Annotated in this window: 16 protein-coding genes and 2 pseudogenes; 2 read left to right on the top strand and 16 right to left on the bottom strand. The window is 47.6% G+C overall.

Annotation, left to right across the window (positions count from 1 at the left end; all coding sequences use genetic code 11):
* Positions 1–82 precede the first annotated feature (82 nt).
* From ACYVGR_RS05295 to ACYVGR_RS05260, 8 genes are all read right to left on the bottom strand, one after another.
* Positions 83–1,717 carry a hypothetical protein gene (locus ACYVGR_RS05295; protein WP_460954289.1) on the bottom strand — a complete coding sequence of 545 codons (1,635 nt, stop codon included), beginning with the start codon at positions 1,715–1,717 and terminating at the stop codon, positions 83–85.
* A gap of 39 nt (positions 1,718–1,756) precedes the next feature.
* Positions 1,757–3,526 carry an L-lactate permease gene (locus ACYVGR_RS05290; RefSeq protein WP_460954287.1) on the bottom strand — a complete coding sequence of 590 codons (1,770 nt, stop codon included), beginning with the start codon at positions 3,524–3,526 and terminating at the stop codon, positions 1,757–1,759.
* Between the two features lie 76 nt (positions 3,527–3,602).
* The gene (locus ACYVGR_RS05285; protein ID WP_460954285.1) at positions 3,603–5,906 is read right to left on the bottom strand and encodes a GH92 family glycosyl hydrolase; all 2,304 of its coding nucleotides are present in this window, start codon (positions 5,904–5,906) and stop codon (positions 3,603–3,605) included.
* A 107-nt stretch (positions 5,907–6,013) separates the two neighbouring features.
* Complete coding sequence (locus ACYVGR_RS05280) at positions 6,014–8,320, bottom strand: GH92 family glycosyl hydrolase (protein ID WP_460954283.1); 2,307 nt, start codon at positions 8,318–8,320, stop codon at positions 6,014–6,016.
* Between the two features lie 135 nt (positions 8,321–8,455).
* A complete protein-coding gene (locus ACYVGR_RS05275; RefSeq protein ID WP_460954281.1) occupies positions 8,456–9,895 on the bottom strand; it encodes a RagB/SusD family nutrient uptake outer membrane protein in 1,440 nt (479 codons plus the stop codon).
* 28 nt (positions 9,896–9,923) lie between these two features.
* Positions 9,924–13,409: a SusC/RagA family TonB-linked outer membrane protein gene (locus ACYVGR_RS05270; RefSeq protein ID WP_460954279.1), complete on the bottom strand. Its 3,486-nt coding sequence runs from the start codon at positions 13,407–13,409 to the stop codon at positions 9,924–9,926.
* A 27-nt stretch (positions 13,410–13,436) separates the two neighbouring features.
* Complete coding sequence (locus ACYVGR_RS05265) at positions 13,437–14,450, bottom strand: FecR family protein (protein WP_460954277.1); 1,014 nt, start codon at positions 14,448–14,450, stop codon at positions 13,437–13,439.
* 37 nt (positions 14,451–14,487) lie between these two features.
* A complete protein-coding gene (locus ACYVGR_RS05260; protein ID WP_460954273.1) occupies positions 14,488–15,135 on the bottom strand; it encodes an RNA polymerase sigma-70 factor in 648 nt (215 codons plus the stop codon).
* Between the two features lie 369 nt (positions 15,136–15,504).
* Between ACYVGR_RS05260 and ACYVGR_RS05255 the strand changes: the two genes are divergently transcribed.
* Complete coding sequence (locus ACYVGR_RS05255) at positions 15,505–17,073, top strand: alpha/beta hydrolase-fold protein (RefSeq protein ID WP_460954271.1); 1,569 nt, start codon at positions 15,505–15,507, stop codon at positions 17,071–17,073.
* Between the two features lie 311 nt (positions 17,074–17,384).
* Positions 17,385–18,083: a carbon-nitrogen hydrolase family protein gene (locus tag ACYVGR_RS05250; RefSeq protein ID WP_460954269.1), complete on the top strand. Its 699-nt coding sequence runs from the start codon at positions 17,385–17,387 to the stop codon at positions 18,081–18,083.
* Positions 18,084–18,330: 247 nt separating this feature from the next.
* Here the strand turns inward: ACYVGR_RS05250 and ACYVGR_RS05245 are convergent.
* The 8 genes and pseudogenes from ACYVGR_RS05245 to ACYVGR_RS05210 form a co-directional block, all read right to left on the bottom strand.
* Positions 18,331–19,479 (bottom strand): annotated as a pseudogene (locus ACYVGR_RS05245) (sensor histidine kinase).
* Between the two features lie 267 nt (positions 19,480–19,746).
* Positions 19,747–20,532: pseudogene (locus ACYVGR_RS05240) on the bottom strand (PAS domain-containing protein); the annotation flags it as partial.
* Positions 20,533–20,814: 282 nt separating this feature from the next.
* The gene (locus ACYVGR_RS05235; RefSeq protein WP_460954267.1) at positions 20,815–20,997 is read right to left on the bottom strand and encodes a helix-turn-helix domain-containing protein; all 183 of its coding nucleotides are present in this window, start codon (positions 20,995–20,997) and stop codon (positions 20,815–20,817) included.
* Between the two features lie 48 nt (positions 20,998–21,045).
* Entirely contained in the window at positions 21,046–21,549 is a 504-nt protein-coding gene (locus ACYVGR_RS05230) for a MarR family winged helix-turn-helix transcriptional regulator (RefSeq protein ID WP_460954265.1), read from the bottom strand.
* Between the two features lie 25 nt (positions 21,550–21,574).
* Complete coding sequence (locus ACYVGR_RS05225) at positions 21,575–23,191, bottom strand: hypothetical protein (protein WP_460954263.1); 1,617 nt, start codon at positions 23,189–23,191, stop codon at positions 21,575–21,577.
* A gap of 7 nt (positions 23,192–23,198) precedes the next feature.
* A complete protein-coding gene (locus tag ACYVGR_RS05220; RefSeq protein ID WP_460954261.1) occupies positions 23,199–24,347 on the bottom strand; it encodes an HlyD family secretion protein in 1,149 nt (382 codons plus the stop codon).
* An 82-nt stretch (positions 24,348–24,429) separates the two neighbouring features.
* Positions 24,430–25,764, bottom strand: coding sequence for a TolC family protein (locus ACYVGR_RS05215; protein ID WP_460954259.1), 1,335 nt, complete (start codon positions 25,762–25,764; stop codon positions 24,430–24,432).
* Between the two features lie 2 nt (positions 25,765–25,766).
* Complete coding sequence (locus ACYVGR_RS05210; RefSeq protein WP_460954257.1) at positions 25,767–26,222, bottom strand: MarR family winged helix-turn-helix transcriptional regulator; 456 nt, start codon at positions 26,220–26,222, stop codon at positions 25,767–25,769.
* Positions 26,223–26,285: the final 63 nt, after the last annotated feature.

The raw sequence follows: 26,285 nt of genomic DNA, 5'->3' as shown, positions 1-26,285 counted from the left end.
TTTTATGGTTGTTAGGATCAATTTTGATTATCGAATATCATCCCCAAGCTATACCGATCATGAAGATCTTCCGGTCATACACTCAGTGCGTTTTTGCAGCAGCTTTTAGCTTACCAGCTACGGGTTGTGCGATAAATTCAATAAAGTCAACTCGGGCCGTTTCAGTGCCATTTGCAACACCCGCTATCTCAATTTCATCTCCCGTATTGATTTTTACATTGGGAATGGTTTTCCGTTTCCAGCAATCGACATCATCTGCCAACTTCCACGATGCCTTTTGTTTACCAGCAACCGATAAAGCCAAAGTTCCCTGTCCTCCTTTTTCGTCCGCGTACGACACCACGATGTCATAAATACCGGATGGGTTCGTAAAGGCCAACCTTGCGGTTCCTTTAGTCGTTGTCTGTACGCATGGCTCTATTAGGAATTTATCTGCCGTATAGCCGCTCAACGTCATAGTTTCAACTTCCATACCCGTTATAGGTAAGAATCCAGCAACGCCCGCTTCGTTTAGGCCATTTCGGACAGCCCGTAGTAACGAATACGGTGAGCCATCATAGTGTTTAATGCCGATTCCTTTGGCACCCCCATCAACCGAAATTTTGATGCTGGATTTTACGATTTCAGGAGTCGTAAGTAAGCGGGTTGGAACGCCGGGAATAATCGGAATATTGTTGCCCATGAAATACTTGGTCGTGGCTATCCTAGACTTTCGATCTGACTTCTGATAGCCATTTTGCTCTGTGTGCGTGGATAAATGAATGGAATTAATGTTGTTTGTCAACTCTTCAAGGGCTAGTCCAGATGTTCTGTCATTCAGATCATTCAGCCTGAAATCAATTTTTGGATTTACCTCATGCAGCTTGTCGGTCACTAACTTATAGATTTCTGTTGTAGACGCTTTCCGGAAATTGCGCCAGTTATCCAACTGAGGTTGTGCGTACGGATTATCTTTCAAAACTGGAATTGCGGCTTCCATGTCGAATCCCATAGCCTTAGCTTTCCGCTTGCAGGACTCGCAGAAACAAGTACCACCTTTAACTGGATCATCAGACCGGCTGAAGAGCAACATGCAGGTCTGCACATAATCGACATCGTAGTTTTTGGCTAAATCGCCGTAAAGAGCGACTAGATATTCCCGCACATCTGGATGGTTTGTGCAGGGTCTCTCAACGGGATTATTGTTAATATCCCGCTGTTTAAACTCTTCATGCTGATTGAGATACTCCACCGGAATATAGGTATGAGATACCTCAACCCCTGCCCGAAGGCCGCGTGCATGCGCTTTATCAAGAACCAGTTTCAGCCAATCGGTTTCATTCAGCCAGCTATACTTCGAGAACGCAGGTTTTATTTTTCCATACGTGCTCATAGTAGGCCGGAAATACGCCCTGGAATCTTCGGCATCCCATTCACGACGAACCGGGTTATGGTTAAATGTAAATGTTCCGGGTAATTTATCATTGTTGAAGGGCCGGTGCTCTTGATGCATTACCGCAATCAGGTAGACAGAATTTACCCCGGCTATACTTGTCATGTTGTCGAGAATAAGATCCATACCTTCATCGTGCACCTCCCAAGGGTAAATACTCCCGGTAACTTCGAAATTGGGTGCAGGCACGTTGGACCGTTGGACGACCTGTGCATTCAAATTTGTGATGCATAGCAACCCTAAGAAGGCTAGCATATTTTCTTTACGGAAAATGAATCGTTTCATCACGCTTAGATTAGTTGAGGATGGAATAGACGTATAAAATCAGCTCACCAGATTCGGCGTCTGGGGTTTCTTTTTCACCAGCATGACAATGGTCGATGCCAGAGTGACTAGCAAAATAGCTAATCCCAGGAGGTATGCATACCCTCGTGATGCATCCAGACTAGTAGTCGTTTTCGTCGTGCCGAGCATTTCGTACACAGGAATTGTCCACTTCAGTACATAGGCCTGCGCCAGTACAATTAGGCAGATCAAGAGTAGCATGAAGAAACTATGCTTCACCGTAAAGCGGAATAATTCAGATTCTTGCCCCACCAGATTACCAGCTGCCGCGGCTACGGCGATAGATTGTGGTGAAATCATTTTGCCCACAACACCACCCGATATGTTGGCCGCTACCGTCACCACCGGATCGACACCAATGGACGTTGCGGTAGCATACTGGAGCTTACTAAACAGGGCATTTGCCGACGTATCAGAACCCGTAATGAACACCCCCAACCAACCGAGCACTGGCGCGAAAAATGGAAACATGAATCCCGTATTGGCCAGTACTGCGGCAAGCGTTAGTGTAATACCCGAATCGTTCAAAATGTAGGCAAATCCTAATACGGCAGCAATTGTCAGAATTGGGAATTTTAGTTGGTTCAATGTGGCTCCAAAAACCTTGGCACCCTCCCGGTAGGTCAGGCCAATGAGCGGAATGGCGACAAGATCAGCAATGAGTATGGCTGTACCTGCGGCTGATAAATAATTGACTTTAAATAGTTTAGAGAGAACTGCCCCATCTTGTCCCTGAATGGCATTGTGAAGTCCCGGAAACTCGAACTGGAACATACCAATTGAGTTAAGTACATCCTTAATGGGTTGCATCCCCCAGGCAATCACCATAATGGTCAGTACAATAAACGGCGACCAGGCTCGAAGCATTTGTCCGCTGGTGTAGGTAATGTTGGCATCAAACGTAGGGGCAGGTTCGTTGGCAAAGCGCCATACGGCTTTAGGTTTCCAGAAACGCAGGAAAACCATCAGGCAGATAATTGAGCCCAGACCTGCAATTACATCGGGTAGAGAAGGGCCTAAATAATTGGATGAAAACCATTGAAGAAAGGCAAATGAAACACCGGATACCAATACCGCAGGCCATATTTCCCTGGCTTTTTTTAAACCCGCGATGATCATAACCAGATAAAAAGGCAGCATGATTGATAGAATTGGTAATGTCCGGCCAACCATTTGTGAGATGGGCAACTCAGGAATGCCAGATACTTGCGAGGCTACTGTAATCGGAATGCCGATGGAGCCAAACGCAACGGGAGCGGTATTGGCAATCAGGCAAATCCCCGATGCATAAAGTGGATTGAACCCCAAACCCACCAACATAGCGGCTGTAATGGCAACTGGTGCGCCAAAACCAGCTGTTCCTTCCAGAAAGGAGCCAAACGAAAAGGCAATCAACAGCGCCTGCAATCGCCGGTCGGAGGTGATGGACGCCATAAAATGCTTGATAATTTCGAACTGGCCGCTTTTTACAGTTAAGTTGAAAAGAAACACCGACATAACCACCAGCCAGCAGATTGGAAAAAGGCCGTATAAAGCGCCATGCCCAATTGATAGTACCGCTAGTTTTATGGGCATTCCATACACCAGAATGGCAATAACGGTGGCAATAACAATAGCGATCAGACTTGCCTGGTAGCCCTTCATTTTTTTGATAATCAGTGCCCAGAAAATGAAGATAATAGGCACGGCCGCGACTAGTACGGACAAAGCTATATTGTTAAGTGGATCAATAACCTGTATCCATTTCATAGAGTTGACTGCATTAACGTGTGTATTGAAAATTATGATCGGTAGTGTACGCACTATATGGCCTATACGTTATCAATCAATTCTGCATTTCCCATTTTTTGTCGGTTTTCTCGCCCATGTCCAGCACCAGCGTGCCGCCATTCATCAACTCATCGTGCGTAAACGAAAGAGAAGTCAACGGCTTGCCGTTCAACGTAGCCGATTGAATGTACTTATTCCGACGCGATGACTTGGGCGCCAGCAAGGTGAATGTCTTCCCATTAGGCAGGGCGATGCTCACTTTGGTAAATAGGGGGCTGGTGATGCTGTAGCGGGGCAGGCCGGGTGTGGTGGGATAAAACCCCATGGCCGAGAAGACCACAAACGAGGACATCGAACCGCCATCTTCATCGCCTGGAACGCCGAAAATAGTATCCTGAAACCAGGTGTCAAGCAGGAGTCGAGTGTATTTCTGGGTTTTCCAGGGCGAGTTAGTGTAGTTGAAGAGGTAGGGGATGAAGAAGGTCACCTGATTGCCCATTGCAAACTGGCCGATCATGCCCGTTTGGTTTGGCCATTTTTCCCAGAAAACCGGCTTGCTACGGTCAAGGCCTTCCCGGAAAAGCTGGTCGAGTTTCTGTTCCATTTTATCGGCTCCGCCCAACAACTCTCTCAACCCTTTAATATCCTGCTGAACATTCCACAAATAACTCCAGCCATTATTTTCATTGTAATAATCAAATCCATTGTGCCCGCCGTCAAATTTAGGGTCGATCTCGATCCAGTTTCCTTTGGCATCTTTGGGCATAAAGAATCCTATTTTTTCCTGCCATACATTTTTGTAGTTCTGGGCTCGGGGGGCATACTTCTTATACACTTCCTGGTTCCCCAGTTCCTTCGCCAGTTCACTCAACGCCCAGCTATCATACGAATCACCCAGGGTTATAGCCACCGCCGACCGCTTCTGACCTGGCTTCTGTGAGGCAAAAGCATCCGTTTCTGCCTCACCGGGGTGGAGTGCCGGATAATAGCCCTTCACGAAATAAAATTCTTCCAGGTCTCCCTTGGGTCCATTTCTGAAGGGAAGCATGGTTGCCTGTTCAGCGTTTTTTAGTATGCCTTCAAAAGCTGTTTTAACATCGAAATTCCGGATGCCTTTTCGGTATGCATCCAAAAACATCACCGATGATTTGAAGCCAAACATGCCGGGACGGTCGCCGAAGGGCCTTGGGTACTCGGGCATCCAGCCGTTCTGCTGGTACATAGTCACATAGGATTGCAGCATATCGGCTTCCCGTTTGGGATCGAGGATTGCCCGTAAGGGGTGGAGAGCCAAGTAGTTTCCCCAGCTGTAATCGTCGTTGTAAAACGGTCGCGTGGTTTCATGCACCTTCTTATCTGCGCCACTGAAATAGCTTCCATTCTCGGAGAAGTCAATCATACGAACGTAGCAGCGGTAGAGGGCCGTGTAGAAACTGCGTTTCTGGGCGTCGGTACCGCCTTCCACGTTTATCTGCCCGATAACTTTTTCCCAAGCCGCTTTGCCTTTGTTTTTTAATTGATCGAACGTAACGTTAGTCAGTTCTTTTTCGAAGTTTTTCTGAGCCTGTTCGGGACTAACAAATGAAACGGCGTAGCGGAATTCAACGACAGATTCATCACGTTCGCCATAGCTGGCAAAGGCTCGTTCGCCAGCCATTTTCTTGGGTTTCTCAGGCACTCCACTAACGGTGTATTTGCCCCAGTCTTTTTCGCCATCTTGTTTACCCGTTTGCGGCTTTCCCGTAAAAACGCCGTACAGATAGGCCGTTCCTTTCTGTTCATGAATTGCATCGACAACGAACTCAGTACCAATCAGTTTATTGCTATCCTGTAACTCGTATTTTCCGTTTGCGTAGTAATGAGATAGTAATAGGTTTTTCTTGACACCCGCTGGGAAGGTAAATCGGTAGATACCCGTTTTTTCGCCAGCGGTGTATTCCGTCAATATGTCATCATCGGTCAGTTTCACGGAATAGTACCAGGGTTGCGTCACTTCCAGATCATGATCGTAGGTTAATCGGCTAAACCAGGCCGTGTCCGCTACATTTCCGGTAGATGGTTTTATGCCAAAAATCATCTGGGGCGTAATAATATTCTGACACAGCATCGGGAAATCGGTAATTTGCATATCCAGATGATCCTGCCGATGGGGAAATACGCGTACCATCTGATTGGGCAGGTGGACAATAGGCCGATTGGTATTCAGCAAGGGCGCTACGTTCCCAATTGTCGGGTCAATATAGTTTATACCTGACGGGCTTGCTTTTCCCGTTTGTGCCAGACTAAATTGGCTCAAACTAGTACTGATAACTATACCTGTGAAAACTGCTTTAAGGAGATTAGGGTGTAAAAAGGACATACTCCACTGAGGATTAAAGGTGTTTATATACCCACGGGCCGGACTGCGTTTGGCTTTAGCCCATGTTCTATTCCATTACAAGCACAGGCTGAGTCCTGTGGGTACGCTTAGTACGTTATCTCCCATTTTTTGTCGGTTTTCTCGCCCATGTCCAGCACCAGCGTGCCGCCATTCATCAACTCATCGTGCGTAAACGAAAGGGAAGTCAACGGCTTGCCGTTCAACGTAGCCGATTGAATGTACTTATTCCGGCGCGATGACTTGGGCGCCAGCAAGGTGAATGTCTTCCCATTAGGCAGGGCGATGCTCACCTTGGTAAATAGGGGGCTGGTGATGCTGTAGCGGGGCAGGCCGGGTGTGGTGGGATAAAACCCCATGGCCGAGAAGACCACAAACGAGGACATCGAACCGCCATCTTCATCGCCTGGAACGCCGAAAATAGTATCCTGAAACCAGGTGTCAAGCAGGAGTCGGGTGTATTTCTGGGTTTTCCAGGGCGAGTTAGTGTAGTTGAAGAGGTAGGGGATGAAGAAGGTCACCTGATTGCCCATTGCAAACTGGCCGATCATGCCCGTTTGGTCGGGAAATTTTTCCCAGAAAACCGGCTTGCTGCGGTCAAGGCCTTCCCGGAAAAGCTGATCCAGATTCTCTTCCAGTTTCTCAGGCCCGCCCATCAGTTCTGTAAACCCTTTAATATCCTGCTGAACATTCCAGCGGTAGCTCCAGCCGTTATTCTCATTGTAATAATCGTTACCGGCATGCCCACCATCGAATTTTGGGTCAATCTCAATGAAGTTTCCCTGGGCATCTTTAGGTAGAAAAAATCCGGTTTTAGCGTGCCAGACGTTCTTATAGTTCTGGGCTCGGGGGGCATACTTTTTATACACTTCCTGGTTCCCCAGTTCTTTACCGAATTCACTCAACGCCCAACTATCGTAGCTGTTCCCTAATGTAATAGCAACAGCCGATCGACGTTGACCATTGCCATGAAGTTTGGCAACAGAGTCGGTTTCAACTTCGCCGGGATGGAGTGCTGGATAATATCCTTTTGCGTAATAAAAATCGTCCAGCGCGCCTTTCGGGTCATTCCGGTGCGGAAGCATGGTTCGTTTATCGGCGCTTTTTACCATGCCTTCCAGGGCGGTTTTCGTATCGAAATCACGGATTCCTTTACGGTATGCATCCAGAAAGACCACCATCGATTTAAATCCGAACATGCCCGCCCGGTCACCAAAGAATTTAGGATATTCCGGTATCCAGCCACTTTCTTTGTACATCCGCACATACGATTGGAGAATGTCTGCTTCTCGTTTAGGATCAAGAATTGACCGCAACGGGTGCAGCGCCAGGTAGTTACCCCAGGTATAATCGTCGGTATAAAACGAGCGGGTATCCTGGTGAACTTTCTTATCATACCCACTGAAATACTTACCTTCTTCCGATATGTCCACCATCCGAGCGTAGCAGCGATAGAGGGCCGTGTAAAAACTGCGTTTCTGAGCGTCGGTACCGCCTTCTACATTCACTTGTCCAATGGTTTTTGCCCAGGCAGCTTTACCTTTCTCCTTAAGCTGATCGAACGTAATGTTGGTTAGTTCTTTTTCGAAGTTTTTCTTAGCCTGTTCAGGGCTGATAAACGAAATGGCGTAGCGAAATTCCTGCACAGGTGCATCAGATTCCCCGTAACTGAAATACGCCCGTTCACCATCTACTTTTTTATGCTTTTGAGGAGGACCCAAAACTGTGTATCGACCCCAATCTTTTTCGCCCTGCTTCTTGCCACTTTCTGGTTTGCCCGACACCTTTCCATACAAATAGGCAACGCCTTTCTGCTGGTGATTGGCATCGTCCACAAACTCTACACCTGTCAGAGTATTACCATCCGTTAGGTCATACTTTCCTTTCGCGTAATAGTGTGAAAGGAGCAGGTTCTTCTTAGCCCTCGCCGGAAAAGTAAATCGGTAGATGCCCGTTTTTTCGCCAGCGGTGTATTCCGTTAATATGTCATCATCGGTCAGTTTCACGGAATAGTACCAGGGTTGTGTCACTTCCAGATCATGATCGTAGGTCAATCGTCTGTACCAACCCGTATCCGCCAAAACGCCAGCATAAGGCTTGATGGCGAAAATAACCTGTGGCGTAATGATATTCAGGGACGACATTGGGAAATCAGTGATCTGCATATCCAGATGATCCTGGCGTTTCGGAAACATCCGAACCATTTGATTAGGTACCTGAACAATAGGACGATTGGTGTTGTAGAACGGAGCCACATTCCCAATCGTCGGGTCAATGTAGTTCAGCCCAGTTACCGACTTTGCGAGAGAAGGATTCTTTTTTTGCTGACCAAAACCAATTTGTATTCCAGTTAGCGATAGGAGAATCGAGAAAATAAGTAAGCTATTGATTTTCATAATTGATGACAGAAATGCTCAAGCGAATCAGTTTGTCTACGAATATCCCCAATCCCTAAAGGAGTTTTTGCTTAACATGGAAATGAGTTTCTTTTAGGGTAGGAGGGTATGTTCTCAGGCAAGGGCAAATTTCCGTCAATTATACCCTGGATTTTGCGCCAATACGGATGGGTTATTGATTATTTGTATTTCAACCAGCGGAATCGGGAAAAGCGCATTAAACGCCTTAAAGCCAAGTGGCCCCATTACGCTCGCCAGCCGATCTGTACGGGCCAGATCAAACCAGCGCACGCCCTCCATTGATAACTCGTATATCCGTTCGTCGTAGATTTTGGTACGCAGCTGATCTTTTGTCAGGCCACTGAACGTAGGCATCTTGGCTCGGGTGCGCACTTGATTTAAATAGGTCAGCGCGACATCTGTTTTGCCATTTTCGTTCAGAGCTTCGGCGTACATCAATAAGACATCGGCATAGCGAATCACCTTCCAGTTTGCTTTACTATCGTTCAGTGAATTGGTGATAGCCAGGTACTTTTTGGTAAATGTCGCAATCTGTAAAAAGCTCTGAAAAACACCGTTGTTATCCGTATAGCCCTTAGCCACCGTAACATCCCGTCTTAAATCGGTTGGGTCAAACGAGTCGAACAAAGCGAGGGTTGGCGTATTTTGCTCACCAGCTCCCCCTTTAATACCGTAGAAAGTTTCCGCTAGAGAGTTGGCGGATTTTGGCAAAAACTTATTGGAGAAGCCACTGCCTGCTCCGAGATTACCATCCTGATACTCAATGTCAAAGATGTATTCGCTATGGTGTTCGTCTTTGGAGTAATCGAACAGATCTTTGTAATTGGGAAGCAGTGAGTAGCCCAGGGTTGTCACTTCCTGAAATTTGGCTTCTGCTTTTACAAAATCCTTCCGGGTCATATATACCCGTCCTAAAATCGCTTTAGCGGCTCCTTTCGTGGCCCGACCTACATCTACTCCAGTATATTTTGTGGGTAGTTTTGTTTCGGCTTCCAGTAAATCCTTGATAATGACCTCATCATAAATCTTATCCACCTTTTCCCGCATTTTGGTGTAGCCTTCCTCAATGGTTGTCGGCTTGAGATTTAAGGGAACATCACCATAGATACGCACCAGGTCGAAATACGCCAAAGCCCGCAAAAACTTGGCTTCACCTACATGACGATCTTTATTTGTAATAACGGCAGCATCGGCGGCTTCTATTTTCGACAGAATAAGATTCGCACGGTTAATGGCGCTGTAATAATTCCGCCAGGAGGAGATCATTAACGTGGCATCACTATTCATATTGAATTTATCCACCGAAATCAAAAAGGCGTCATTCCCAAGTGCGTGCCACGAATCATCGGCCCGCAAATCGCCGAATATCCAGAAATCCTGGTACTGGTTGCGCAGCATGCTATATACACCAACTACCGCATCCTGGAAATCTTTATCCGTTTTATAAACAGCATCAACACTTACGGTAGATATCGGATTTAATTCAATAAAGCTCTTCTGGCATGACATGGTAAGCATGGATAAGAAGAGAACAAGGCAGGCTATTTTTTTCATGTTCGTAGTTTTTACGGAATGCCTTCGTTTAAAATCCCACATTTAAACCAATGAGTAAGCTCTTGGGCAATGGATAATCATTAGCCTCTACACCGGGCGTCAACGGATTGTCAGTCGTACTGACATCCGGGTTAAATGCTGTGTTTTTCGTGATAATAAATGGGTTCGATGCATTTACATAAACCCGAAGCGAGTTAAGACCAAGTTTCCGCACAATAGTTCCAGGCAACACGTACGCTAAGGATATGTTGTTGACTCTTAGGTAGGTTCCTGTATCCAGGAATAGCTGGCTAGGTAATCGAACTCCACCCGTAGGCGTATCGTTTGGTCGGGGTGTTTTTCCGTCGCCGGGCTCCTGCTCCGATTTCCAGTAGTTATTGCTGAACGCATAGCCTCTTACACGGGCGCGGCCGCTATTGCCTCCTCCTCGCGATGTATTGTAAATCTGGCTTCCCTGCGATCCCTGAAGTGTAAAGCTCAGGCTGATATTTTTATAGCTGACACGGTTCGTCATACCATAATAAAAATCAGGATAAGGCGAACCCATAATCGTTTTATCCGCATTCGTAATAACACCATCGCCGTTGATATCCACGAATCGAATATCGCCCACGTGTGAGCGGTCACTGCCGGTTGGGTTATAAAATGGACCCTTGTCCAGCTCTGCCTGAGTTTTGAAAATGCCATCGGTCAACCAGCCGTAAAACATCCCGATAGGCTGGCCAATCTGGGTGACGTTGTTACCTGAATAAATAGGGTCTCCCTGCGGCCCCAATCTCATCACTTTGTTCCGATAGGTCGACAGGTTGAAATCCGTAGACCATTTAATTTGCCGGTCAACATTTACGGTGCTTAACACAAATTCCCAACCCGTATTTCGTACTTCACCAATATTCTGTAAAGCCGTACTGAAACCGGTATTATTGGGAATATTTACGTTCAGCAACAGATCCGTATTCTTGGATTGGAAATGGTCGATAGACGCGCTGATTCTGTTATTAAAGAAGCTGGCATCGACCCCAAAGTTTATGGACGTTTGTTTCTCCCAGGTTAAGGACGGATTACCGATGCGTCCGGGTGCAATTGCTGTTGCAACCGAATTACCCAAACCGTAATTTTCATAGGTAATTGTTCCGTACTGGTCATAATTGCCAATGTTATTATTACCGGTTTCCCCGTAGCTGGTCCGAAGTTTCAGTTCGTTGAGGACACGTATATTTTTCAGGAAATTTTCGTCCGAAATACGCCAGGCCAGGGCTACAGAGGGAAATATGCCATATTTATTTTCGGTTCCAAAGCGAGACGATCCATCGGTACGAATGGAGGTAGTTACGTAGTATTTACTATTATAATTGTAATTAACCCGTGCCAGATATGACAACAGCGACCATTCATAAATGCTTGACGTACCGTTCGTGATCAGGCCACCAACTGCACTTAAAGTAGGTACTAAATTATTAGGAAACTTATTGCTGCTCAATAGGTTGGATTCGCCCCGTTCTTTCTGAACTGTGTAACCCGCCAAGGCTGAAATAGAATGTTTATTAAAGCTTTTGGTGTAATTCAGCGTGTACTCGGTGAGCCAGTTGGTAATCAGCGATGCGTTGTCAGTACCTAGTGCCAGTTCATTGGCAAAATAAACGCGTTGCGGTCTGAAATACATGCCCTTTCCACTTATAAGGCTTCCTCCTATCAACACATTGAATTTCAAACCATCCATGATTTGATAGTCGAGGTTGATGTTCCCCAGCAAACGAAGGCCCTTCTGAGAAGTAATGGTTTCCTTTGCTACGGCCAATGGGTTATAAATGTCAGCCATGTCAGCCAAACCCGCGTAGTTGAAGTAGTTGCCATTAGCATCTAACAGCGGCCGGAAATTGTGAATCTGCAACGTAGACGCAACGATACCGAGCGTACTGGCCGTGCCGCCACTAACACCCGTTGATGGAAGCGAACGCTGATCTGTATACGATGGATTAAAATTCAGTTTGAGTGACAACCGTTTTGATAGTTGGGCGTCAATGTTAGTTCGTAGCGAATACCGCTTAAAACCACTGTTGATGATAATCCCATCCTGATTGAAATACTCGCCACTTACGGCATAGCGTATGTTTTCGGAGCCTCCCGTGGCTGCTAATTGAATCTGACGCTGGGGTGCGGTAATCAATACTTTATCCAGTGAGTTTTCATCGGTCGTATTCCGGCCTTCAATAACATCCATGATAATAGCGGGAACCGGTGTGAACCAGGCTGTTGGTGGTCCGGTCACGTCTTTACCTGCATCCAGATTTTTATTCCGCATGCCATCATAGTAGAACTGAGCCTGTTGGAGCGAATTCTTCATAATAGGCACTTTGGATACTTTCTGCCAGCCGTAATAGGTGTCTAGGGTAATGTTGGCTTTACCCGATTTGCCGCGTTTGGTATTTATAATAACCACCCCATTCGAGCCACGCGAACCATAGATAGCCGTTGCGGAGGCATCTTTCAAAATGTCCAGCGTTTCAATATCATTTGGGTTCAAGGTCTGGATGTTATCGGTTGGGAAGCCATCGACAACATACAACGGGCCAGCGCCTGCCGAAATACTACCGATACCACGAACCCGAATTTGTGGGGCAGCACCGGGTTCACCCGAAACGGCTTTTACCTGAACACCCGCTACCCGGCCAGCTAATCCCTGTTCGATGCGGGTTACGCCTAAATCTTTTACTTCTTTGCTGCTTATAACACCCACCGACCCCGTCAAATCCTTTTTCTTGACAGTTCCGTATCCGACAACAACAATCTCATCGAGTGTTTTATTATCTGTTTTAAGTGTAACGTCCACAACGGTTCGATTGCCAACAGTCACTTCCTGAGGCAGATACCCCACAAAGCTAAAGATCAGGATAGCTGCTGGGTTAGGAACATCCAGTTTATACATTCCCTCTGCATCGGTGGTTGTTCCTTTCTGTGTGCCTTTTATCACAATGCTTACACCGGGCAACCCCTCGCCCTTTTCATCGATTACTTTTCCCTGAACTGGTATATCGGCTGGTGCAGGCACATGCATTTCAGACGAATTGTAGGCTTGTAAAGAAGTCCGGTTTAGCGGAGTTGTTGGTAGGGGTTCGATACTTTCGGAACCACCTGGGGAAGTCTGATTAATCGCGTTTTGATTCTTTCGGCTTTTCACGATTACGTAGACACCTTCTCGTACTTTTTTAAAGCGAAGGTCGTGCGGGTGAAGGACCTTCGTCAAATTCTCTTCCAGCGTTGCCGTTGTTTCAATGATAGACGAATTCACGGATTGATTGACCAGCCGATCTTCGAATAAAATATCGACATGATAACGGGCTTTAAATTGAATCAGGACGTCGCGCAGGGAAAGAGTCGTTGTAGTGGGTACAGTTTGCGTACTCACTGCCGCAATTCTTGTGCTGGCTAATAATTGGGCGGGTGCCTGATAGCACACAAACAGCAATATACTGTTCAATAACACTTTACGAGTTACCCGTAAAAAGTATCTCATGGTTTAACGGGATTTAGAGTATAGGAATTAATCTTTGAAAACGATTTTATTATCCTGGCGTGTCAAGTTTATATCGAATAGTTCTGTGATCATTTCAAGAACCTCATCGGCGTTGTTAGCGCGAAAAGAGCCCGTGGCCGTCCGATGGGCCAGTTCAGGATCTTTTATCTCGACCTGAAATCCGTAATTTTCCTGTAGTATAGAGGCAATCTCGTTTAAGGAGGTTCTTTCTAACGTAAACCGCTGGTGTTTCCAGGCCGACTGGACTTCCGGATTAGCCGTATGGGCCCGGGTTAATTTGCCTGCGTTATCCATAGTCACCAGATCACCGGGTTTCATAATTATAGACGGCGCTTTGGGGGTCTGGCTCATTTGCAAGGCAACTTTGCCCGTACGAAGGGTAATCTGCGATCGTCGCTGGCGGGCAAAAACCGTAAATTGGGTGCCTAATACGGTCACCTGTAAGCCTTTAGGTGTAACAACCACAAAGCGCTGGTGCAGAGGAGAATGCTGTACCTGAAAGTCAGCTTCGCCGGTTAGTTCAACAGTGCGTGTTCCATCGCCGAAACCAAAACGCGGAAACCGAATCGAGGAATTCGCATTCAGCGTAACCAGCGATCCATCAGTTAACTTAACCTGCTGTGTTTGTCCGTACCCAACCTGAATCGTCTTATAAACAATACTGTCTTTCAGGACAAAAATGGTGGCCCCGAGTAGCGTAATTAGCACAATAGATGCTACCAGTTTATACGTATAACTCGACCACCAACTGTTATTCGTAGATATCGATAAAAACGGTTGACTTTCGGGCGTTTCCTGATTCACCAGTTCTTTCGTTCGGGCGAAGGCATCCTGCCAGGAAGTGGGGGCCTGTAAATGGGCTAACTCCCATTCATGCAGCCATTGATAATAGTGTTCCTGATTAGCCTTATTCTGTAACCAGGCCTCAATTACTTTCTTTTGAAGTGGTGTAGAATGACCGGAGAAATAGTCAAATAATAGATTTTTTATAATAATATCTTCCATACGATAAGCAATCATTTATAAGGTTGACAGTGAAGGTGTGTTTTACCCTTAGTTAACTAACCAGAAAAAGAAGACTTATCACGAGAACAGCCTTTCTTAGATCGCTTAATGCACGGGCCATATGAGCCTCTACCGTCTTCAGAGCCAGACCAAGCTCTGTAGCGATTTCTTGGTTCTTCTTTCCTTCAAACCGACTCAGTAGAAAAACGCGCTGACATTGAGGAGGCAGGTTATGAATACTCTGCTCGATTCGTTGAAATAGCTCATCATACTCAATAAGTTGCTGCGGGCTTTCAGAGCCGGGCATATGCTCTGAAAATTCAGAAGAAGTCATACTCCGTTCCTCTTTGAGTTCGTACCGGATATAGGTATAGGCTCGGTTACGAACGGCCGCATATAAATAAGAACGGTAGGTCCCTTCTATGGAATTAAAACGGTTGCTCTTCCAGAAATCATGAAAGACCTCGCAGACAATATCCTCAGCCTTCTCCTTTGTATAGACAAAGCGAATTGCATGGCTATAAAGAGCCTGATAATAGCTACGAAAGAGGGCTTCAAAACCTTTGTTTGTCGACTCTGCAAAGGCTAATCTGACTAGATGTTCGTTGTCTACAACTACTGATTGTCTATCATCGTTTATGAGAAAACTCCCTTTGTTGAAAGAAGTCTCTGAAATAGATTGATTTTCTATTGAGCGCATTGGCTAAAGGGAGTATTTACTAGGGTGACATAGTTTTACGAATTTACCCTTAGTCAGGAGTAAAAAATATTTAAAAAAAACTTCACGGAGTTATATTTTGAAATTGCACAGTAGGCATATTTGACAGAAGACTGCTCTATTCAATAGTTTGAGTTCTGCCAAATTACGTTGGATAACTTTGAGGTAAAGTTGACCTCTGAAGGCAAATTGATGGTTAATTATATTGAAGAGTATTATAACGTTGTCCGTAAGCTGCACTCATCGCTAGGCTATTGTTCACCGATTGACTTTGAAAACCAATATTATCAAACAGTTTCTCAATTAAACTCTCAAAAGTAAAGTGTCCGGCTAAACAGGACCACCCCAGATATGCAACCAACCGTTCTCTCGTTGCATCTTCTCAAAAAGACCGTGAACATGATGTTGATGTTGAAAAAGGCCGTTATCCTCTTTTGGCTAGTTTGCTTGGGAAACTGCCAGTTAATTGCCCAGCAAGTGCCTGGAAAACGGGATTCAATTACCTCGGAAATTCTAAAGGAAAAACGATATTTTCAGGTGGTTCTGCCAAGCGGATACGATGCGGCTTCAGAGAAAAAATATGACGTGATCTACGTGCTCGATGGGGACTGGAACACTAAACTCGTCTCCGATGTCGAGCAGCTTCTTGGGGCAGAAGGTCGAATTCCCCACAATATCATTGTTAGTCTATTCAATACGGATCGGAATCGGGATTTCCTACCTACTCACAACGAAAGTAATCGGACATCGGGTGGAGCGGATCAATTTCTAAAGTTTCTCGAGAAGGAGTTAATACCTTACATTAACAAAACGTATCCATCCGATGGCGAAAACACCTTGTTTGGCCACTCCTTTGGTGGGGTGTTTGTCACCTACGCTTTGCTGAGTGAGCCGCAGCTTTTCAATGCGTATATCGCAGCTGATCCCAGCTATTGGTGGGACAATAATGTGATGCTCAAAATGGTTCCCCCCAAATTGACGGCCTTGAAGGTGTCCGACCGAATTTTGTACGTAACGGGCAGAGAAGGATCGGGCATGAGTGATATGCGCATCCCGCAAATGGATAGTATACTCAAAAAGTACGCTCCCACCACACTGACCTGGAAATTAACTGCCTACGCGGATGAATCGCACGGTACCGTACGCCTTAAAAGTGCCTATGACGGGCTCAAATTTAGTTACCCGGACTATCGTAGCAGCGGTATCGTCTTTCATCCGATGAACGGCATGCTTTTAAAGAACAAGCCGATCAGCCTTTGGGAACTTGCCGATACGACCCATCTACGCTATACCACCGATGGAACTGAGCCAACACGATCCTCTGCCCAATTCAAAAAAGACAATCTCTTAACCAGTCCGGCCAAAGTTATCATCCGGCGAATGACACTACGACCTAGTAGTGATGCATCTTTTTCAGGAAATTTTGTGAGTAGTGATTATGTACCACCTGGAAAGCTGGATCGCAGGATGGAACCGGGCGGCTTCAATTATGCCTATTACGAGGGCGTATGGAGCAAATTGCCGGATTTTACCGTCCTCAAGCCCGTAAAAACAGGTAGAATCGATACTGCCTTCAGCCTTAACAATTTGCCCCGACCGATCAATTTTGGGCTGGTCATTTGGGGGCAACTCAAGGTAACTGAAGATGGGTATTACCTTTTCGCGATTGATGCAGACGATGGCTTCAAGTTTTACCTGGAAAACCGCTTGCTCATCGATTATGACGGGCAACACGGAGATGAGGCACTGGGCTCATCCTATATCGTACCATTAAAGAAAGGCTTTTACCATATCCGGCAGGAATATTTTCAAAAGGGAGGTAACCACAAGCTGGATTTCGAATACGTCACACCGGGGAGCTTTGCAACCAAGCATTCCATAGGTATACCCTTATCACGTCAATATGGGGTAATTAATTAAACGAATAGTGTGGAAATCGGGGCTTCACCGGGCAACAGTTCATAAATACTTGCTAGTTCACCATCTTTTGAAACGCCCAATTTAAAAGCAGATACATGACCGCTCTGTCGTCTCAGGTGGGAGCGTTACTTAAGAATATGATAAAAATAAGTTACTCGGTTAAGTAAGTTTGGATTACTCACTTGTTAGTAAGTAAGTGGCAGGCCCTTTGTGTCCTGCAATCATGGATAAACTTTCGACGAAAGTTGTACACACAGTTTAGCCATGACGATATTTGTCTATCTCGATCGCTATATCCCATTTACTAGTACATGAAGCTTTGTGTGGCACAAACTAAGCCGATCCGAGGGGATATCCCTGCGAACATCAGCCGGCATATCCAGCTAGTCAAACAAGCAATCGAAGTAGGGGCCAATGTCATCCTCTTCCCCGAATTGTCGTTGACAGGCTATGAACCGGAGTTAGCGGCCGAGCTAGTTATGGAATTGACGGATTATCGGTTACAGCCATTTCAGGAATTAAGTGACACTCATAGACTAGTTATAGGCGTTGGCCTACCCACTAATGGCCATGGGGGTATCTTAATCAGTTTGCTTCTATTCATTCCTCATCAGCCCAGGCAGATTTACGCCAAACAATACCTTCATGCGGATGAAGAACCTTTTTTCATACCAGGCACAAAGCCAGTCCTATTAACTTGGAAAGAGAAAACAATTGCCCTTGCCATCTGCTATGAAGTTTTTGTGGCTGAACATGCGTCAACCGCCAAGCAAAACAGTGCTGATATCTATATGGCAAGTGTTGCTAAAAGTGCTAACGGCATAGAGCGAGCCAATAAACGGCTAGCCCAGATAGCTTCTGATTTTGGCATGATGGTTTTGATGGCAAACAGTGTGGGCTACCAGGACAACTTCTTAAGTGCTGGCTGTTCTGCTGCTTGGAATCGGGATGGTGAACTGATTGAACAACTTGCCGATGAGGAGGATAAACTATTGGTTGTAACTGTATGAAACTGGAGTAGCGGTATGCTCCAGATAGTGCCGAGGTTGCCAGTGCGCCGTGGTCAGAATGCCGGTCCGGCGGCATTCGGGTGCGCTACCGCTTGACAATTATTAAAACAAGCTGCCCAGTGCCCATAATAACCTTAAACGCATGACCATCTTGGGCTCAGGCGGGAGCGTTATTTGAGAAGTGGCTTTAAAAGGGTGCATCTTAAAAAGACCGACCGAATTACTAAAAGACGCCCTTTCGTTACTCTTAGCTCGGCAAATAAACGCTAAACGTAGCTCCCTGCCCGACCTGACTCTGAGCCGTAATAGCTCCCCCATGATTGGTAGCCACCTTCTCACATATCGCCAGCCCGATGCCCGTGCCGGCAAACTCGTTTTTACCGTGCAAACGCTGAAAGACCTGGAAGATGCGATCCAGATATTTCTCCTCAAAGCCAATTCCGTTGTCCACTACATCAATCCGATAATAGCCGCTGACCGCTCGAGGAGGTGTAAACCCCTTTGGTAAATCACCGAACAACACCCGACTCGACCAGATCTGAATCCGGGGAGCAACGCCAGGCTTACCAAATTTAAGGGCATTCGAGAGCAGGTTCTGGAACAACTGCCCTAGCTGGGAGGCATCGCCTGGTAACGTAGGCAGCGAACCCACCTGAATCTGAGCCCCTGTTTGCTGAATCGTCCAGTCTAACGTATTGAGCACGGTGGCGACAATGCTCTGCAGAGGGACAGGAGCACTCTGGTCCCGCCGGGTGGAAATACGGGAGTAATCCAGCAGGTCCCGAATCTACGTCGACATCCGAGAGGCCGCCTGCTGCATCCGCTCCAGATACGCCAGTGCCTCGCCGGTGGGGTCTGTATAACGCGTTTTCAAGAGATCACCAAACTGCTGAATCTTGCGCAGGGGTTCTTGCAAATCGTGGCTGGCGATGTAGGCAAAGGTTTGTAGGTTGGCATTCGAGCGAACCAGCAAGCCATTGGCTTCGGCTAAGGCCTGGTTATTGATCGCCAATTCATGGTTAGCAGCCGCTAACTCCCCCGTGCGCTGTTGCACCTGACTTTCCAAATTCGCCGACAACTGCCGAAGCTGCTCCTCACTTTGGCTCAGGGCAGTCTCGGCCCTGGTCCGTTCCAAGGCCGCCCAGGTACGTTCCGCCGTTTCCTGGACCAGTTCAACCTCCGACACTGTCCAGGAGCGGGCCTGGACACTAAGTACCGTTAGCATGGCGACCCACTGCTGTTGCTTTACCAGAGGAACGGTGATATAGGCTCCAACCTGAGCGGCTTGCAATTCTACTCGTTCGGCCGGTGTATGGACAGGGTCCATGGCAACATCGGCCACTACCTGCAGCTGACGCGATCGGTCGGAAACAGGTGATTTGCCGCCCAAGGTCATTGAGCGAAAAGAATCCATCCTACCTGGTTGATGGCTGCCATAGACCGGGTGACTAATCCCCTCTTGTCCGATCATTTGGCTAAACTGAACTTGGGTATCGCCTAGGTATTGCTCCAGCAGCCGGATAGCCGTTGTTTCGATCTGGATCGGATCCGCTAAGGCCTGCAGCGCATCGCTCAGGGCCAGTAAAAATGCCTGTTTCTCCTGACTTTGGCGGAGCGCTGTCGTCAGCTCAAATTCAGCCGTGATGTCCAGATTAGTACCCATCAGTTCCACGGGGCGTCCCGTCGGGTCGGTTACCACATGGAAACGGGAGCGAATATGGTGGACGCTCTGGTCGGGATGGATGACCCGATAGCTGAGGCCAAAGGGTTCCCCCCGGATGATACCTGCCATCACGTCGGCTTCTGTGCGGGCCAGATCGTCGGGATGAATGCTGGCCATCTGGGCCTGGGCTACGTTGTCTAGATGGCCTGGGGCCAAACCGACTAGCTCCGCTCCCCGGGCATCCAGATAGCCCTCATTGGTTAACAGGTTCCAACTCCAGGTACCCAGTTGGGCTACATCCAGGGCCATTTGTAGACGGGCCTGGCTTTGTTGCTGGGATTGTTGGGCCTGTCGGCGAGGGGTGATGTCGTCGTAATGGACCATAAACTGGTCATTGCCATAAAAAAAGGCCGTTATCTCAAACCAGCGCTCCAATCCAGGCATGAACCGCTCAACGCGAATCGTTTGTCGGCTATCGATGAGCTGCTGGTAGGGGTCGAACCAGGCTAGCTCAAGAGCGGGGAATATGTCCCGAGCCGTTTTGCCAACGGCCACTTGAGGATGGACGCCGGTAAGTTCCTCAAATGCCGAGTTCAGCTCCAGGAATCGGCAATCGATCATTTTTCCGGTTTGATCCCGAATGGCTTGGCAAAGGGCAAAGCCGGTGTTTATCGTCTCGAAGAGTCGGTGGTATTTTTGGTTTGAGGGGTCAAGGCCTTGGGTGTTTTCTACCAGCTGGAGGCCAAGGGCAGAATCTGTAGGCTGAGCTAGCTGCTGTTTACTCATGGTCATCGAAAAAGGGCCTCAGATAGCCACACTTGACGGAAGCCAAAGTTAGGCTTAATTTTCTATGTAGCAGAACAAGTTATCTTTTGGTCATTGAGGGGTGAGTCGGATGGAATACTACTTCAAAAAACGTCCGAATTATAGATACGCAAATATCTCTTCGTCTCAGGTGGGAGCGTTATTTAAGAATGGGACAAAAACTCATAGCCGTTGTATGTAATATACGATCCTTGAGATACTAACCAAATAATTCCTTAGGGTGATTGCTCGCTAATGTAAGGCTTATAGACCGCTTTGGGTTATCTTTTGCCGGTACTGGGCAGGCGTCATGGCGCTCACCAGTTTAAATAGTTTAATGAAGTGACTGGGGGTTATATAGCCGAGCTGGTAAGCGATTTCCTGTACAAAGTGTTCGGGAGGGGTATTTATGTAGCGTGCGCTCACCATCGATCCATCAACCTCCATGAAGCGTGTAGCAAGTCCCCCAATTTTACCCTGGTGGTCAGTTACTTTTTATTGCCCTTCCAGGTATTGGCTTTCCTTATTGGGTGCTTTATGACGCTTCGTTTCTGATTTCTCAATGATTGTGATCAGCATAGGCAACTCCTGCGTTACTTGCTGCAAAATAGATGAGCCCAGCTGGCTTTCAATCGACGCCTGACTCGCCAGCCACCAGGTATTGATTGCCTGACGAAGCCCTATCCCTCGCTGGGTAAGAAAATAGTGGGTGCTTCGATGATCATCCATACTGCTCTGGCTCTGCAGATATCCCTTGGCACATAGTTGGTTCAGATGGAGGCTGACCGCTTGTTTACTGATGCCTTGTAGCCGAACCATATCCATGCAGTTCATGCCATTCCTAAATTGATACAAGGTTATCAATTGGCTACGCGTTATGGAGCCATAGCCCTGTTTTTTAGCCAGCTGTGTCAACTGATCATAAACAGCGTCAACCAGGTGTCCTAACAGGTTTAACAACAAAATCAGGTTATTAAACTGGGGTGTGGTGGATTCCATCGAAATCGTTTCGGTTACTCCTTTGTCATGAGATCGGTATAATCTCCAGTCCACGGGCGCGTCGACGCCAGTTGACGAGCTTTCGCCGGTTGAAAGGCTGAAAATGGAACAAGGCCACGAACACCAGAACGGCTAAACCAGCCAGGGTGATCCAGCCATAAATCTGTTTCAGGGTGACCAACGTGGTCTGCACCTGCACCGTACTCAGTAATGACTGGGCGGCTACGGACTGGGCTATCTGACTACTCCCTCCCTGAGCGATGGCCCCGGCATAAGCTCCCTGAAAGCGAGCCTGGACACCCGGTTGCAGACCATCCATCTGCTGAGCCATATCCAGCAGGTGTTCTACCTGCCCAGCGTACAGCAGATTGACGTACAGGGTGCTAAACACCAGGGGGCCAAGTAAGGAGCGAAACACATACGTAATCATGCCACTGGAGAGCAATCCTGCCATGCCCATGTGATTCACGCTAGTCAGCATATATAAGCCCAGGGCGATGAAGAGCACGGTCATACCGTACCCTTTCAGCAGGGTGGGTATCCACAAAGCCTGTTCAGTTACCTGGCTATCCACCAGGAAATACAGCATCAGGTGGTGCAGTACAAAGGCGGCAAAACCGATGAAAACAATGCGTTTATAGGTCTTATGGTAGCTAAACCAGAAAAAGCAGCTAACGGCCCCCAGCGCAATACCTGGAATCATCCAGAGTTGAATCTGCATATTGACCAGCGCACTAAATCGCTGCAAACCGGTCAGTGTCGTTTGCAGACTACTACTGCCAAAGAAAACGCCCAGTAGCAGGATCAGCAGACTCGCCGACCAGACACTTTTGTAGGTCAGGATACTCAAATCCAAATAAGGTCGATTGCTGTTGAGCTGACGAAGAATAAACAGAAGCCCGCTTATAACGGCAGCCAGTGACGCTAATTGGATCGATAGCGAATCGAACCAAGATTCGACCTTGCCAAATACGCCTACGTAGGTAATGAGCGCGAGTGTGAGGCTGATCAACAGCCAGCTGACCATATCCAGGCGAGGTAGGGGCGAAACCGGGAAGGTAGGCTCGTCATGCATCAACAGCAGAACAATTACCAAAGACCCTAGCTGCAAGAGGAGCATGAAATAATAGACATACTGCCAATTGTATTCATACGTCAGGTAAGCCGTCAGCCAGCCCGATACCTGTCCCACGCTGATGGAAATCGGATAAAAAAAGGCATAAAAACGAGCCCGATCGCCAGTGGGGCTGAGAATACCCATTAGCGGGATGATCAACTCGATCATACTAACCATTTTGACCAATCCCAGCAAAAAGCAACAGATTACGATAACTTCCGGATGGGCCGTCGTTGCGCAGATATAATTCAATAGGGCACTAACGCCAATGGTAATGAGCAGGATGTGCTTGGTTTTCAGAACCCCTTTAATCGGCAGTAGGAACGGGTACATACTGATCATACCGATGGTCACCATATAATTGGCCATGGTAATATATTCGCTCATGGTTCCCAGCCCACCCACCATATCGGCGGCAATACCGGTGTAGGTCCCGCTGTTTAACAAAACAGGAATGACCAGAATAAACAGCAGTAGGGTCTGGACCGGCTCCGGAACCCATGCCTGGAAATAGCCTTTTCGCATAAGGGAGTTAGTTTGCCGCAACTTCCACGTTCATACCCACCCGCAGCAAATCCAGATCCTGAGCGCGGTTCGACGGAGCAAACTCGATCCGCACCGGAATCCGCTGTTGGATCTTGACGAAATTCCCCGCCGAATTATCCGTTGGCACCAGGGAATACTTCGAGCCCGTCGCTTCGGAAATAGCGGCAACCCTACCCTGGAACGTTTTACCGGGCAGGGCATCGACCGTAATGGTGACGGGCTGGCCCATCCGTAGCCGGGTTGCCTGGGTTTCTTTGTAGTTGGCTACCACCCATTTTTGATCCCCCCGAACGATGGAAACCAGCGCCTGGCCGGGGCTGACGAGTTGGCCTTCCTGAATGGTCCTGCGGCCCACAACTCCATCATAAGGGGCCGTAATGACCGTGTAACTCAGATTTAATCGGGCCATATCCAGGGCAGCTTTGGCACGTTTAATGCCCGCCTGATTCACACTAAGCCGCTTGGCCACTTCAAACGTCGCCAGTTGGGTACTTTGCCGCTGGGTGAGCATCGCCTGGTACTTGGCTTTCATGGCGTCGTACTCAGTCTTTACCCCGTCAAACTGCTGTTGACTGACCGATTCGTCTTTCAGCAGGTTCTGGTAACGTTTGTAATTCTGCTCCGCATTCGCCAGGCGTACGGTCATTTCTTCCAGATTCGCATCCGCAACAGCGGTATTATTGCGCACGGTATTGATACTTGATGAGGTAACCCCCTGACCCGCCTGTGCTTCCAGATAGGCCGCTTCGGCCTGCGCCAGTTGAATGGACAGTTCCCGACCGTCAATGACGACCAGCGTATCCCCTTTGTGAACAGGCTGATGTTCGGTGAAGCGAATGCTTTTGATGTAGCCACCAATCCGGGTATTAATGGGTGTAATGAAGGCTTCCACCTGGGCATCGTTGGTCACCTGGCTATCCGTATAGTGCTGAAAGAGTTGATAACCCCAGACCAGCCCGCCCCCAATTGCCACCAGCGACAAGGTGTTTATCAGGGCTTTACCGCTAAAGCGGCTGGCTTTTTTCTCGTGTTTATGGGGGTGTTTAGGATGCGGGGATGGCGAGGTTTGGGTCGATGGCTGGCCGGTTGGCTCAGTCGTTTCCGGGGCGACTTGAGGGGTTGATTTAGCTTCCATAAAGGTTGTATTGAATCCGTGATTGAACTAAAATCTTGTGTTGACAGAAAAAGTCGATAGAGCGTGCAGGTTGATTGTCAGGCTATTTTACGTCTTGACCAACGGCTTTTTGCAGCCGATAAAAAGCAAGCTGGGCATCGACCTGTGCATTGAGCACGTTCAGTTGCGCCTGTAAGAGCAAGGATTGCGATTCCAGCAGATCACTTGATAACAGCAGCCCATTGCGGAACTTGGAGTCGGTCAACTGGAAACTACGAGTAGCCTGGGCTAAAGCCGTCTGGGTCACGCTTATTTTCTCCGTAGCCGACTGACAAGCCTTGTACTGACTGAAAACCTCGGAACGGATCTGATCCTGTTGAAGTGTATTTTGATGCACGGCCTGCGTAATGGCCGTTTTGGCTTCCTGAAGCCGACCCTTCATCCCATAAATCGAACCGATATTATAGCTGATGGATAACCCCAGACTAGCGGCCTGTAGAAACGTCTGACTTTCTGGAATGACGTTCTTGTTCGGATTGAGGTAAATGTACATAGCCGACGCACTCACATGCGGATAAAAGCCGCTTTTGGTCCCAACCAGATTCGATTCGGCTACCTTAATGCGTAATTCGCCCGCTTTCAGTTCCGCCCTTGCTCCCTGCGCCTGTTGCAGGTATTCGGTAGCTGGAGCCAGCGTAGGCGAGGCAATCGAGAGTTCGGTGGTATCGATGGCAATCGATTGACCGTCGGGTATACCTAGCAGGATCGAAAAATGATACAGCGCGGTTTGGCGGGCGTTTTCGACGTCCACGCGCGAAAGTTCCAGATTGCTCTTCTGAAGCTGAATTTTTAACACCTCATTGGAAGTGACAACGCCTTCTTTCTTCAGGTTCTGTACTTCCACTTCCTTCCGGTTCAACAGATTCATATTGTAGTCCAGAATCTGAGCCGATTTCATGATTTTGTAGAGATTGTAATAGGCCGCTACGACGGTATAGGCGATTTCTTTCTGATCTTTTTCGACATCGAAATGACTGGCTTCCTTGAGGAGTTCGGCTGATTTATGCGCTGATTTTTCGGCCAGTCCGGTAAAGATTTCCTTACTGGCCGACAATACGCCAATGGTAGAGTAAAACGTTGTGGTGGGCAGGCTAAATGCCGGTTTTGCCGACTCGCCCATGTACAGATTGAAAGGAGCTACGATCGATAAACGTGACCCTTGCAGCGACGCCCCCAGATGGGGAAGTGCCCGATCCCTGGCCTGTTGAAAACGGGCATCGGCAAGCGTAATTCGATCCCGGGAGAGCTGGAGGGTGGAGTTGTTTGCCATCGCCAGGTCGATGGCTTTATCCAGTCGGATGAGTTGTGCTTCCTGGGCCATTGCCTTGGGTAGGGCTACACAAAGCAGGAGTCCTACCGATAAGGAGTAATACGTCATAGTTATTGTTGGGATGAAATACAGTCTTTAATTTTTTGAAATAGCTGATTCCCAATGGCGATTTCGGCCGGTGATAGTCCATCAAGAATGGATTCGTAATTAGGCCATTGGGCCACAATTAGTTGAAGGTCGTTAAACGCTTGTGGGGTTAAGCGCAGGTAGATCTGTCGCCGATTCTGCGGATTGACTTCCCGGCTGATCAATCTTTTTTGAAGTAGCCGGTCGCCTAAACGCGTCAGGTCGGTGTTAGGGAAGAGCATTCGCTCTTTCAACTGACCAGCGGTCAAGGGTTCGGGATAGGCCCTAAATAGCTGGATTAAGGCATTGTATTGGGGAATGGTCAGCCCTGTCTTATCTAATCGATGCTGGAGCTGAGCGTATAGACAGGCATAGGTCGAGAACAGATTTTGTAGCAGCCTCGTCCGCTCATTACCCAGCTTAGTAGAAACAACAGCCATGACGGTTTGCGATTTAATGATAAAACCTTTTATAGTAATTAACTTTACAGTTAATTACACTAT

The sequence above is a fragment of the Spirosoma litoris genome (genome assembly GCF_054776755.1).
This window is presented reverse-complemented; position numbering and strand designations above follow the sequence as displayed.